Source organism: Sorangium sp. So ce119 (assembly GCF_051524405.1).
In the GTDB taxonomy this organism is placed as follows: domain Bacteria; phylum Myxococcota_A; class Polyangia; order Polyangiales; family Polyangiaceae; genus Sorangium; species Sorangium cellulosum_G.
The window spans coordinates 4,137,335-4,149,524 of sequence record NZ_CP150310.1; the positions used below are offsets into that span (position 1 = coordinate 4,137,335).

The following is a 12,190-nucleotide window of genomic DNA, read 5'->3' on the forward strand; positions in this document are numbered from 1 at the left end:
GTGGCCGCGCCGGGGTGGGACGCGGCGGCCCGGCGCGCGGCCGCAGGCGCGGGGATCCTCGCCGCGCTCGCGGGCTGCGGCGACGCGGAGCCGGGCGGCTCACCGCGCGCGTCGGACGGCGCCGCGACCGGCGCGGGTGGCCAGGGCGGCGGCGCGAGCGAGACGCCGGTCGAGGCGATCGTCGCCGAGCTGCGGGAGGACCGCGACGCGGCGCTGCTCGCGCACGCGGCGCGGACCGGCTGGCCCGTCCCCGTGGACGGCGGCTACCTCTTCGTCTCGACCAGCGCGACCCTGCGCCTGCTCGCGGGCGAGCACGACGCGTGGACCGGCGCGGAGATGACCGGCGACGCCGGCTTCCACTGGATCGTGCTGAACGTGCCCGCGGGCGCTCGCTACAAGTTCACCGATGGGACTGCGTGGGCGGCCGATCCGTGGTCGCACGCATGCACCTACGACGAGTTCGGCGAGATGAGCCTCGTCGCGCCCCGCGAGGCGCACCTCGAGCGCCACTTCGCCGTGGGCGACGCGTCGATGGCGCCGCGGACCGTGCGCGTGTGGGTCCCGGAGGGGGCCGTGGACCGGGTCCTCTACGTGCACGACGGCCAGAACCTCTTCGATCCCGCGGGCCCGGCGGGCGGCTGGCACCTCCAGGACCACGCGCCGCCGGGGGTGCTCCTCGTCGGCGTCGACAGCACCCCGGCGCGGCTCGCGGAGTACACGCACGTCGAGGATCGCATCGAGGAGGGCGGCGCGCTGATCGGCGGAGAGGGCGACGCCCATGCCGACTTCCTGAGGGACACGGTCCGGCCGTTCATCAGGGCGCGGTACGGCGAGCCGGGTCCGATCGGGGTCATGGGCTCGTCGCTCGGGGGCCTCATCAGCTTCCACGCCGCCGCGCGCCACCGGGGCGAGTACGCGTTCGCCGCGAGCCTGTCCGGCACGATGGGCTGGGGCAGCATCGGGGCGGACGTCCGCCATGAGACGATGATCGAGCGGTACGCGGCGCACACGGAGCGCGCGGCGACGCTCTACCTGGACTCGGGCGGCGGCGGCGATTGCGTCGACGGCGACGGCGACGGCATCGAGGACGACGACCCGGCGGCGACCGACAACTACTGCGAGAACCTCCAGCTCCGGGACGTCCTCACGAGGGCGGGGTCGCCCTACGTGGAGGGCGAGAGCGTGTTCTACGCCTGGCACGCGGGCGCGACGCACGACGAGGCGGCGTGGGCCGCGCGCGTCGCCGATCCGCTGCGGATCTTCGAGGCGCTGTGACGAGGGCGCCTGCGCGACCGGAGCCGCCCCAGCAGCCGGCAGAGGACCTCGCGCGGGACGAGCGCGCCGCGGCGTTCGTGGCGCGCGAGACCGCCGTGGCCTGCCCGCCGTTCGTCCCCGAGGTGAGGCTCCACCTCGCGACCGAGGTCACGCCGCTCTGGCACGCGACCGAGGCGGCGCTCGCGCGCGCGGGCGTGCCGCCGCCCTACTGGGCGTTCGCGTGGGCCGGCGGGCAGGCGCTCGCGCGGTACCTGCTCGACCACCCCGCCGTCGTCTCCGGCAAGCGCGTGCTCGATCTCGCCGCCGGCGGGGGCGTCGTCGCGATCGCCGCGGTCCGCGCCGGCGCGGCGCGCGTGAGCGCCGCGGACATCGATCCGTTCGCCGCCGCGGCGCTCCGGCTGAACGCGGCGTTGAACGGCGTCGCCTTCGACGTGATCACGGAGGATCTCACGGCGAGCGCCGCGGGCGGCGCGTGGGACGTCATCGTGGCGGGCGACGTCTGCTACGAGCGCGCGATGGTCGACCGCTTGCTTCCGTGGCTGCGCTGGCAGGCCAGGGACGCGGCGGCGGTGCTCGTGGGGGATCCGGGGCGCTCGTATTGCCCGACGGAAGGCGTCGAGGAGATCGCGCGTTACCTCGTCCCGACCTCGCTCGATCTCGAGGGCCGCGAGCAGCGCGAGACACGGGTGCTGCGGCTGCTGCCGCTCGCCCGGAGCGCCGAGGTGGATTCGACGCCCGATGGAGAATAGGAACACGTCATGAGTCGATCTGCGATGGTCCTCGCAGGCGTCCTGCTCGCCACCGCCTGCGGGCGCGGCGACGTGGCGCCAGCCTCATCCACGACAGCCGCGGTGCCCGGCACCGAGAATCGAGCTCAGCCTTCCGCGGCCGCGACCCCGGCCGCCACGGCGTCGTCCGCTCCGTCCGCGCCGCCCACGGCGACCCCCGACGCAGCGGCTGGCGCCGAGAGCCCCAGCGCCGCCCGGGAGGCGCCGGACGACCCGCGCATCGAGGAAATCCGTAAGAGATACGCGGAGATCCAGGCGGACAAGGCGCTGACGAAGAGCGAGTTCCGCATGGCGTGTCCTGCTGACGAGGGGAGCGCCGAGATTCGGCTGCACCAGAAGAACAACGCCGTCTCGAGGGCAGAGCTCAAGGACATCGCCGCGGGAGACGCCGGGTCCACCTACCAGTTCTATTACGACGGCGGAAAGCTGATCTTCGCCCTGAATGACGCCTTCCCCTTCGGCGATGTCACGGCGACCCGCCTTCTGCAGCGCAGATACTACTACCACCAGGGGAGCCCGATCCTCTGCACGAGGAAGAGCGTGGAGGGCCCCGCCGATCAGGTCGAATCCCTGCTGCACAAGGCGCCCAACGAGCCTGTCGACTGCTCCTTCGCGCCCAAGGTGCAACGACTGGCTTCGGCGGTGGTGCGGGGCGCAGCGGCGACAGACGAGCTGAAGAAGCTGCTCTGCCCGCAGCCGCCCAGGCGGACCGACCGGTAGAAAGCGTCCGGCGCCGGGCCTTCACGGGCGGTGCCCCCCCTGCCCCGCTCCCCCCTCCAGGACCACGCCCGCAGCGTCTCCGGCGCCGGGCGCGCCGAGCCGACCCGCGCTCAGCCGCTGCGGCCGCCCGCCGAGCGCCGCGGCGAGCGCCGGGTCGTTCGTCGTGAGCAGGGTCGCCTTCCCCTCGGCGCGGCGCTGCTCGATGAGCTCGATCACCGTGCGCGCGCCCTCGGCGTCCAGGCCGTTCGTCGGCTCATCCAGCACGAGCAGCCACGGGTCGCCCACCAGCGCGGCGAGCAGCAGCGCGCGCTTGCGCTGGCCGAACGACAGCCCGGAGAGGCGCTGCCTGTAGAAGGCACCGGCGCCGACCCGCTCGACCCACGCGCGGTCGAGCGGCGGCGCCTGCTTGAGCGCGCGCACGAGCGCGCAGAGCTCGGCGACCTGGAGGTCGGGCAGCGCCTCGGTCGCGTCGGGCGCGTAGCCGAGGCGGCGCCGCGCCGCGGCCCCGCCGCCGTGGATGGGATCGCCCGAGAGCGTCACCGCGCCGCGATCGGGCTCCAGCACCCCGGCGACGATCCGCAGCAAGGTCGATTTGCCGGCGCCGTTGCCGCCCATCACGACCGCCACGTCGGAAGGCCCGCAGCGGAGATCGACGCCAGAGAGCACGTCCCTGCCCGCGAGCCGCTTGTGGATCCCCGTCGCTTCCAGCATCACCGCGCCGCCCTCTCTCGTACCGCGGCGCCGCGCCCGCGGCTCCGCGAAGACCAGCGCGCGCCGGCGGGCACCGCGAGCCACGCGGCCGCGGGAGCCCAGGCCGCGAGCGCGAGCTCGCGCAGCGTCCACGCGGTCGCGGTCGCCGCCACGACGGCGGCGAGCACCGTGAGGAGCACCCGGCTGCTGTCGCGGCCGTCCTCCCGCACCGACCAGCGGACGCAGCCGAGCGCAACCGCGGACAGGAGCAACCCCGCGAGCGCCGCGCCGCCGAGGACGCGCAGCGCCGCGAGGGGCGCCGCGCGGTGGAGCGCCCCGACCGCCGCCCCGTGCGCGAGCGCGAGCGCCGTCACCGGCGCGGCGACCGCCGCAGCGGCGGCGCCCGCCCTGAGCGGCGCCGCCGCGCCGCAGGCGGCGAGGAGCCATGCGATCCGCCGCTCCTCGCGGAGCACCGGGCCGGCGAGGCCGGCGCCCGCGCAGAGCACGAACGGCGCGAGCGCGACGAGCGACGCCGCGGCGAGCGGCTCGTCCGCGAGCGGCCCGATGCTCCGGGCATAGGCAGCCCCGATGAACGCGCCGAGCGCCGCGAGCGCCACGGCGCGCACGAGCACCGCGCGGTGGCCCCGCACCAGCGCCGTCAGGTAGGCGAGCGAGAGCGAGGCGAGCGCGGGCGCGGCGGACGGGATCAGCGAGGGCTCGCGGCCGGCGGCGACCTCCGGCGCGCGCACGAACGCCGCGCGCAGCCCGACGACGAGCGCCGGCGCGGCGCCGGCGAGCAGGAGCGGCGCGGGCGCCCCGAGCAGCATCGCGCCGGCGAGCAGCGACAGGGGCGCGAGCTCGCGCGCGCCGCGCGGCCGGGCGAGGAGCATCCCGTGCGCCGCGACCGCCGCGGCGCCGGCGGCGCAGCCGGCGAGCGCCCCGGCGGCCGGGCCGTCGAGCGCGCCGACGCCGATCGCCCAGAGCGCCACCCAGGGGAGCTCGGCGACCGCGAGGAGCAGCGCGTGCGCCGCGAGGAGCTGGGCCCGCGGGACGGGCAGCGCGCGCAGGAAGAAGGTCGCCGGAGCGCGGAGCAGCGCGCGCGCCGCGGGCATCGCGACGAGCAGCCACACCGCCCACAGCGCGAGCCGGAACGGGAGCGACGCGCCCGCGAGGCCGGTGAGCTGCGAGGGGTGCATCCCGTTGCCCCCGAACACGACCGCCACGACGAGGCCGAGCCCCATGTACAGCGGCATTGCGCGCGCGACGGCGTCCTTGCCGGCCGTCGAGACCAGGGTGCGCAGGACGAGGGCGAAGCGGCGCAGCACGTCACGAGCTTGTACCCCGGGGCGGGCTGGATGTTCCCGGAGGAACCGCGCCGACGCGCGCGGCCGGGTCCCGGGGAGCTCCAGAAGACGTAGAATCCCCCGGGTGGGCCGCTCACCCGGGCGCCGTGGCGCCTCTCCCATGCAGCTCTCGCTGTTCGAACCAGCGCCGGGACCCGCCGCCGCCGAGGCGCCCGCGGCCAGCGAGCCCGACGCGATGGCGGCGGTCTACGACGACGCCGCCCGCGTCGCGGCGCGGCTGCCGAAGGGCGTGCTCCTCGGCACCAGCTCGTGGAGCTTCCCGGGCTGGCAGGGCATCGTCTACGCCCGGCGGCGGAGCACGGAGGAGCTCGCGCGCGACGGCCTCGCCGAGTACGCCCGGCACCCGCTGCTCACGACCGTCGGCATCGACCGCAGCTTCTACGCCCCCATCCCCGACAGCGACTTCCGTCGCTATGGAGCGCAGCTCCCGGACGGCTTCCGGTGCGTGTCGAAGGCGCTGCACGCCGTCGTCTCCCAGACCGTGCATCAAGGACAGACGCCCTCGGGCGAGGACGAGGCGCGACGCGCCGACCGCGCGCGCGTCGAGCCGAACCCGGACTTCCTGTCGGTGCCGCTGTTCCTGTCGCGCGTCGCCGCGCCGCTGCTGTCCTCGTTCCGGGCCCACGCGGGGCCGGTGCTGCTGGAGCTGCCCCCGGTCGGCCCGTCCCACCGGCTCCCGCCGCGCGCGTTCTTCGAGCGGCTCGACGCCTTCCTGGGCGCGCTGCCGCGCGAGCTCACCTACGCCGTCGAGATCAGGGAACGCGCCTACCTCACCGGCGAGTACCGGGAGATCCTCGGCGCGCGCGGCGTCGCCCATACCTACAGCTACTTTCGCACCATGCCGACGCCCGGGCCCCAGGCGGACGTGGTGCCCGTCTCGAACGCGCCGTTCGCGCTCGTGCGGCTCCTGCTCAAGCCCGGGCGCCGCTACGAGGCAGAGCAGCGGCGGTTCCACCCCTTCGACCGGGTGGTCGAGCCCGATCCCGCCATGCGCGCGGAGGTCGCGCGGATCGTGTGCGAGGCCGCGGCGCTGGGCATGGAGAGCTTCGTGCTCGTGAACAACAAGGCTGAGGGGTCGGCGCCCCTGACCGTGCGCGCGATCGCCGAGGAGGTCGCCGCCGCGTGGGAGGCGCCGGGGGCGGCCGCGGGGAGGTGATCCCGGCCAGGAGCGAGCGGTCAGCGCAGCGCGCGCTGCGCCGAGGACAGACTGGAAAGGGCCCCCCGACGCGGCGGCTCTCGGGCCAGCGCGGCGCGCTCGTCGGGATTCCGGGGCGCGAAAAGCCTCTCCCCGACCCACCATCCGTGCAACACCTCGCGCGAGTGGCCGGGCGCCGGCGCGCCGGGCCGCGGCAGAGGACGCGCACAACGCTGGAGGTGCCCCGTGAAACGCAGTGAAGCTCCGGCCCGGGCCGACGTCGTCATCGTCGGCGCGGGCCACAACGGTCTCGTCGCCGCCGTCCTCCTCGCCCGCCGCGGGCTCGAGGTGGTGGTGCTCGAGGAGAAGGACGCCGTGGGCGGCGCGGTGAAGACCGAGCACCCGTTCGCGAAGGCGCCGAAGCTCGGCGTCTCGAGCGGCGCCTACCTGCTCGGGCTCGCCCCGCCCGAGCTGCTCCGCGAGGTCGGCGTCGACCTGCCCCTCCGGCGGCGCGATCCGCACTACTTCGTCCCGACGACCGACCGGCGCTACCTGCTCTTCGGCTCGGACCAGGCCGCCATGAAGCGGCAGTTCCTGGAGTTCTTCTCCCAGCAGGACTGGGAGGCGAACAGCGCGCTCCAGGCCGAGCTCGCCGCGCTCCGGGACGACATCGCCCCGACCTGGCTAGAGGAGCCGCTCTCCATCGAGGAGACCGCGGAGCGCTACGTGCGCCCCGCCCTCCGGCAGACGTTCGTGGCGCTCTGCCGGGGCACCATCTCCGAGTACCTCGCGCGGTTCGGCTGGAAGAGCGATCTGCTCCAGGCGATGTACGCCGTGACCGACGCCTTCTCCGGGCTCGCCGGCGGCTTCGACACGCCCGGCACCGGGATGAACTTCCTCGTCCACAACATGTGCCGCCTCCCCGGCGCGGACGGGACGTGGATGATCGTCGAGGGCGGGATGGGCACGGTCAGCCGCCTCTTCGCCGAGAAGGCGAGGTCGGAGGGCGCGAAGATCGTCACCGGCGTCCGGGTCGCGCAGATCGAGTCGTCCGGGGGCGCCGTCTCCGGGGTGCTGCTCGAGGACGGGTCGCGCATCGCCGCGAAGGTGGTCGTGTCGAACGCCGATCCGTTCCGCACCCGCGCGCTGGCCGGCGAGGTGGCGATCGGGGCGCCGCTGTCGGCGCGGCTCGACGCGCTCGCGAGGGACGGCTCGACGCTCAAGGTCAACATGGCCCTGACGGGCCTGCCCCGGTTCACGTGCCTCCCGGAGGACCGCGGGCAGTTCGGGCCGACGATCCATCTCCTGCCGGACGAGGACGTCGTGATGGGCACGCTGCGGCAGGCCCACCGCGACGCGATGAGCGGGCGCCTCCCCGAGTTCCCCGCGATCGAGTGGTACTTCCACACGCCGATCGACCCGAGCCTGCGCGACGCCGAGGGCCACCACAACGCCGCGCTCTTCGTGCAGTGGGTGCCCTACGCGCTCGCGGGCGGCGAGGCGTGGGCCGAGGCCGCGCCGCGCTACGTGAAGCACCTGCTGTCGATCTGCGATCGCTTCGCGCCGGGGATGAGCGACCTCGTGCTGGACACGTTCACGCTGGCGCCGCCGGACATCGAGCGGCACTTCGGGATCACGCGGGGGCACATCCACCACATCGACAACGGCTTCGGCTTCGCCGATCGCGTGCCGTACCGGTTCGGGCTCGCCGGGCTCTACTCGTGCAGCGCCGGCACGCACCCGGCCGGATCGGTCATCGGCGCGGCGGGGCACAACGCCGCCAGGGCCGCGCTCGCCGACCTGGGCGCGTGACGGCCGCCGGGGACGCGCTCGCCGGCCTGGGCAGGTGACGGCCAGCTAGCCGCCCGCGCCGGGGTCGCCACCGGTGCCCAGGTCGCCGCCGCCGCCCGCGCCGAGGCCACCGCCCGCACCCAGGTCGCCGCCGCCGCCCGCGCCGAGGCCGCCACCGGTGCCCAGGTCGCCGCCACCGCCCGCGCCGAGGCCACCGCCCGCCCCCAGGTCGCCGCCCGCCCCCAGGCCACCGGCGCCGCCCTGCCCGCCGCCGAGGCCGCCAGCGCCGTCCTGCCCGCCGGAGGTCTGGCCGGCAGGCCCCTGCTCGCCGCCTCCCTGCGCGCCAGCCCCCTCGTCACCGGCGCTGTCGCCGCTGTTCTGCCCGCCAGGAGGCGTCGGCGTCGGCATCGAGGGCGGCGACGGCGGCGGGAGATCCGACCGCGATCGTTCGTCCACGCATGCGCCTCCGGCGAGCACGGACAGGAGCAAGGGCAACTGCAGGAACACATGTCGCAGGGGCGTGTAGGACGTCGAGCGCATACCGGTGCACCGTGCCTTTCTTGGGTCGTTTCGCGGCTACATGGAGCGAAGGCCGGCCCATGCCCAGTGTCCCGGTACTCCAGATGTTCATCCGCTGCGCGGCGTCGCTCCAGTGGGGGCGGCCGTGGCGCCGGCAGCGCTGCGCGCCGCGCCTCGCCTCGCCGTTCGGCCCTGGCGGAGCGATCAGCCGGCCGCGCGCACGACGCGCCCCTGCGTCGTCACCACGGCGCGCTCGACGGGCGCGGCGACGTCCACCCGCGCCCCCGGCCACACAACGCACCCGCGCAGCGCCCCGGCCCCCTCGACCCGCGCGCCCGCGCCCACGACGCTGCCGGTCACGTCCACGCCCTCGGCGACGGACGCGCCCGGGCCGACGTGGCTCTGCAGGCCGCGCTGCGCGAGCCAGCGCGCGCTCGCCGCGAGGTACGCGGCGACCGTGCCGATGTCGTGCCACTCGGCGGGCGCCGCGAACGTCGCGATATATCGCGCGCCCCTCGCGCAGCCACGGCAGGTACACGTCCCCCACCATGCAACCGCGCGGCGGCAACCGCCGCCTGAGCGCCTCGCCGACCACGTGGACGCCCACGAAGTCGCCGCCCGCGACCTCCTCGCCGAAGCGCTCGCCGCGCAGCCGGACCACCTCGCCCTGCGCGCCGACGCCCACGGTCCCCTCCCCGGCCGGCCGCGGCGCGACCGCGAGCGTCGCGGCCGCGCCGCGCTGGCCGTGCGCCGCGCAGAGCGCCGCCACGTCGAGGTCGATCAGGATGTCGCCGTTCCAGAGGATCACGTCGCCGTCGCCGAGCGCGCCCGCCGCGTTCGCGAGGCCCCCGGCGGTGCCGAAGGGCTCCGGCTCGTGCAGGACGTCGACCGGCACCGGGAACGCCGCGATCAGGTCGCGCGAGAAGCGCTCCGCGAGGTGGGACTTGTTCAGCGCGGCGCGCCGCACGCCGCCCGCGGCGAGCTGCTCGGCGATGTGCGCGATCAGCGGGCGGTCGCCGAGCCACAGGAGCGGCTTCGGCAGCTCGTCCGTGAGCGGGCGGAGCCGGGTCCCGAGCCCCGCAGCCAGGATCATGGCAGAGGCCATGCGCGGGAGGATCGCCCCTTCGCGGGAAACGTCAAAGAAATCGAGGGTGAGCGCGCGGTTGCGGGGCGCGGGCGCGCGGGTACGAGGCGCGGGCGCCGATCGACCCCCGGGAGCTCACTCTCCCCGCACGAGGAGCTCGCGGGCCGCGCGCTCGAGCAGATCGTGCCCCGACACGTCGCCCTCCTCGAGGTGCGCGACGCCGATGCGGATGACCATCCGGAACGGCATCGACGGGATGCGCCGGAAGCGGTGCTGGCGCACCTTCTCGCCGAGCACCTTCGCGAACGCGGACGAGCGCGTCCTGCCGATCCCGGGGCAGACGATCGCGAGGATGTCGCGGCGGTACCGCCCGAGCAGGCCGCCTTCCGGCACGTAGATCCGGACGACGCGCGCGAGGTCGCCGAGGATGCGTTCGACCCCCGCGCGCCCGTGCTTCTCCTCGATGTCCTGGAGGCCCTCCACGCCGAGCAGCAGCAACGAGAGCCTCCTCGTCCGCTGCTCCCTGGCGCGCTGGACCTCCTTCTTCAGGAAGGCCCGCAGCCGCTCCTCGTGGACGACCGCGGCGAGATCCTCGTCGCGGTGCCGCGCGTCGCCGTCGCGTTGCCGCGCGTCGCCGTCGCGTTGCCGCGCGTCGGCCGGCTTCGGCGCGGGCTCCGGAGGCTTCGGCGCGGGATCGGGCGGCGCGACCGCGCGCCGGTCGTCGAGCTCGATCCCGCGGCGGGACGACGGCGGGGGGTTCGTGGGAGGGACGGGCGCCGGGGGCGGGGTCGACGGCGCGGGCGTGCCGAGGGCCTCCGCCAGCAGGGTGACGGCGGTGGTCGCGCGCTCGAAGCGGTCCCTGGGGTCGATCGCGGTCGCCTGCTGGAACCAGGCGTCGAAGGCGGGCGGCAGCCGGATGGTCCGGCGCCGCGCGGCGCGGACGCTCGGCGGCTCGGGCAGGCCCGCCGCCATCCGCTGCAGGAGCGCGAAGATCGAGGGCAGCACGTTGGCCTCGGTCAGCCAGTAGGGGCTGCCCACGAGCAGCGTGAAGGCGACGTGCGCGAGCGCGTGGATGTCGGCCTTGGGCCCGACGGCGCCGTCGCCGCGGATCTGCTCTGGCGCCATGTAGAGCGGCGTCCCGACCAGCGCCGTGCGGTCCGCCATGCTGCTCTGCGCCGCGACCTTGGCCAGGCCGAAGTCGAGGACCTTGACGCACGGGGACCCGTCGTCCCGCCTCGTCAGGAAGAGGTTCGCTGGCTTGAGGTCCCGGTGGACGATCGCCGCCGCGTGCATCTTGTCGAGCGCGCGCGCGACCTGGGACAGGTAGAGCACCACCTCCCCCGGCGGCAGCGGCCCGCGCCGCGCCGAGAGGGTCGCGAGCTCCTCGCCCTGGAGGAGGTCCATGACGAGGAAGGGCATCCCGGAGTCGGCGTCGATGCCGGCGTCGGAGACCGGGACGATGTGATCGCTCTCGATCGCGCCGGTGATCTTGGCCTCCTGGGCGAACCGGGCGCGCATGCTCGGGTCCTGGATGGACCCCGGGAGCATCACCTTGAGCGCGCGGCGGCGGTCGGTGACCTCGTCCACGACCTCGTACACCGCCCCCATTCCGCCCGCCTTGATCGCGCGGACGACACGGTATCGCCCGTGGAAGATCGTGTCGGGCTTGAGCGGTGCGAGGCTCGGCGGATCCATCGGGAGATCGAGGCCATAGGAGCATAGATCGGACAGGGCCCGGGCCGATCGCCGTTCGCGCCGGGGCGACGTCGGCGCGAGCGCCGGCGCGGAGAGCAGGCCGTCGGCGCAACGTCGGCGCGGGCGCGCGGTCGACGTCGCCCCGGCGGCCGCGTCGGGCCGGTCGTGCCCGCTCCGGCCTCGACGCGGTTCGCCGGCGGGGCGCGGTGTGCGCTGCGCGGGCGCGTCCGTCGCCCTCCCTGCGGGCGTGTGGGCGGCCGAAAACTCGACGCCCCCGGTGGCCACGTGGTAGCTCCGCCGGGTGCGTTCAACTGCGCTCGCCGTCTTCTCCGCCGCGCGGCGGAGCTCCGCGCCGTGGGCCGCGGCCGGGTTGCTCGGCCTCGGGGCCGTGATCCTCGCAGCGCAGAGCTGCGGCAACGACGCCGTGGGCGTCGACGCCTGCCGGCGAATCGAGACGGCCCGGTGCGAGGCCGCCGCCGTGTGCCCGGAGTGGGTCGGAACCGCCAGCGCCGACGAGAAGGTGAAGACCTGCGTCGAGTTCTACTGGGACCAGTGCCTGCACGGCATCAAGGGGGTCACCACCAGCACGGGCACCGGCGCCGCGCTGGCGGAGCCGGCGGACGCCCAGGTCCAGGCCTGCGTCGACGCGGTCGGCGCGACGCGCGCGTGCGCGAGCAACAAGGTCGCGTCCATGGCGGAGTGCTCCGCCGAGCTCGCCGCCGGTGAGGATGGCTCGATCAGCCCCTGCGTCGTGATCACCGAGAAGGCGCACGCGCTCGAAGCGTGCGCCTTCGTCGGGACGGTCGAGCCGACGAAAGCACCGGACGGCGGCGACGCAGGCGGCGGTGGCGCCGGCGGCAGCAGCGCGGACGGGAGTGGCGGTGGCGCCGGCGGCAGCAGCGCGGACGGGAGTGGCGGTGGCGCTGGCGGCATGAGCGCGGAGGGGGGCGGCGGCGCTGGCGGCATGAGCGCGGAGGGGGGCGGCGGCGGCAGCAGCGCGGACGTCGGTGGCGGCGGTGCTGGCGGCTCCGCGGATCCCTAGAGCGCCGATCAGCTCGAAACCCCCAGGAATGAAGAGATTTGAACCACAGAGGCACAGAGGGCACAGAGGAACAACATAAAAAACTCT

11 protein-coding genes are annotated in these 12,190 nt (G+C 75.6%); 6 read left to right on the plus strand and 5 right to left on the minus strand.

Annotated elements, in window-relative coordinates; all coding sequences use genetic code 11:
* From WME76_RS15490 to WME76_RS15500, 3 genes are read left to right on the plus strand one after another with little or no spacing between them, the layout of a single operon-like run.
* Entirely contained in the window at positions 1-1,275 is a 1,275-nt protein-coding gene (locus tag WME76_RS15490; protein ID WP_437960887.1) for an alpha/beta hydrolase, read from the plus strand.
* Positions 1,272-2,024 (plus strand): class I SAM-dependent methyltransferase, encoded by a 753-nt coding sequence (locus WME76_RS15495; protein WP_437960888.1) that lies wholly within the window; start codon positions 1,272-1,274, stop codon positions 2,022-2,024. Before WME76_RS15490 ends, WME76_RS15495 begins: the two co-directional genes overlap by 4 nt.
* Positions 2,025-2,033: 9 nt before the next feature.
* A complete protein-coding gene (locus WME76_RS15500; protein ID WP_437960889.1) occupies positions 2,034-2,783 on the plus strand; it encodes a hypothetical protein in 750 nt (249 codons plus the stop codon).
* A 21-nt stretch (positions 2,784-2,804) separates the two neighbouring features.
* On the opposite strand, the gene WME76_RS15505 is transcribed toward WME76_RS15500, so the two are convergent.
* Complete coding sequence (locus WME76_RS15505; protein WP_437960890.1) at positions 2,805-3,494, minus strand: ATP-binding cassette domain-containing protein; 690 nt, start codon at positions 3,492-3,494, stop codon at positions 2,805-2,807.
* On the minus strand, positions 3,494-4,798 hold the full coding sequence (locus WME76_RS15510) for a hypothetical protein (protein ID WP_437960891.1): 1,305 nt from the start codon (positions 4,796-4,798) through the stop codon (positions 3,494-3,496). The genes WME76_RS15505 and WME76_RS15510 overlap by 1 nt, the downstream gene beginning before the upstream one ends.
* A 139-nt stretch (positions 4,799-4,937) precedes the next feature.
* Here WME76_RS15510 and WME76_RS15515 point away from each other — a divergent pair, with 139 nt between their 5' ends.
* Together WME76_RS15515 and WME76_RS15520 are read left to right on the plus strand one after the other, a co-directional pair.
* Positions 4,938-5,993, plus strand: a complete 1,056-nt coding sequence (locus WME76_RS15515; RefSeq protein ID WP_437960892.1) for a DUF72 domain-containing protein — start codon at positions 4,938-4,940, stop codon at positions 5,991-5,993.
* Between the two features lie 225 nt (positions 5,994-6,218).
* Positions 6,219-7,784, plus strand: a complete 1,566-nt coding sequence (locus WME76_RS15520) for a phytoene desaturase family protein (RefSeq protein ID WP_437960893.1) — start codon at positions 6,219-6,221, stop codon at positions 7,782-7,784.
* 45 nt (positions 7,785-7,829) lie between these two features.
* Here WME76_RS15520 and WME76_RS15525 read toward each other — a convergent pair whose 3' ends face one another.
* The 3 genes from WME76_RS15525 to WME76_RS15535 all read right to left on the minus strand — a co-directional run bounded on the left by WME76_RS15525 (position 7,830) and on the right by WME76_RS15535 (position 11,061).
* Positions 7,830-8,171, minus strand: coding sequence for a hypothetical protein (locus tag WME76_RS15525; protein WP_437960894.1), 342 nt, complete (start codon positions 8,169-8,171; stop codon positions 7,830-7,832).
* Complete coding sequence (locus WME76_RS15530; RefSeq protein WP_437960895.1) at positions 8,119-9,387, minus strand: nucleotidyltransferase family protein; 1,269 nt, start codon at positions 9,385-9,387, stop codon at positions 8,119-8,121. Before WME76_RS15530 ends, WME76_RS15525 begins: the two co-directional genes overlap by 53 nt.
* Positions 9,388-9,501: 114 nt before the next feature.
* Positions 9,502-11,061, minus strand: a complete 1,560-nt coding sequence (locus WME76_RS15535; RefSeq protein WP_437960896.1) for a protein kinase domain-containing protein — start codon at positions 11,059-11,061, stop codon at positions 9,502-9,504.
* A 301-nt stretch (positions 11,062-11,362) separates the two neighbouring features.
* On the opposite strand from WME76_RS15535, the gene WME76_RS15540 reads away from it, so the two are divergent.
* Positions 11,363-12,103, plus strand: a complete 741-nt coding sequence (locus tag WME76_RS15540) for a hypothetical protein (protein ID WP_437960897.1) — start codon at positions 11,363-11,365, stop codon at positions 12,101-12,103.
* Positions 12,104-12,190: the final 87 nt, after the last annotated feature.

Bases quoted from the DNA above. Each gene is read 5' to 3' on its own strand.
- WME76_RS15530 (WP_437960895.1), bottom strand. From the start codon at position 9,387: ATGGCCTCTGCCATGATCCTGGCTGCGGGGCTCGGGACCCGGCTCCGC.
- WME76_RS15515 (WP_437960892.1), top strand. From the start codon at position 4,938: ATGCAGCTCTCGCTGTTCGAACCAGCGCCGGGACCCGCCGCCGCCGAG.
- WME76_RS15505 (WP_437960890.1), bottom strand. From the start codon at position 3,494: ATGCTGGAAGCGACGGGGATCCACAAGCGGCTCGCGGGCAGGGACGTG.
- WME76_RS15500 (WP_437960889.1), top strand. From the start codon at position 2,034: ATGAGTCGATCTGCGATGGTCCTCGCAGGCGTCCTGCTCGCCACCGCC.
- WME76_RS15525 (WP_437960894.1), bottom strand. From the start codon at position 8,171: ATGCCGACGCCGACGCCTCCTGGCGGGCAGAACAGCGGCGACAGCGCC.
- WME76_RS15535 (WP_437960896.1), bottom strand. From the start codon at position 11,061: ATGGATCCGCCGAGCCTCGCACCGCTCAAGCCCGACACGATCTTCCAC.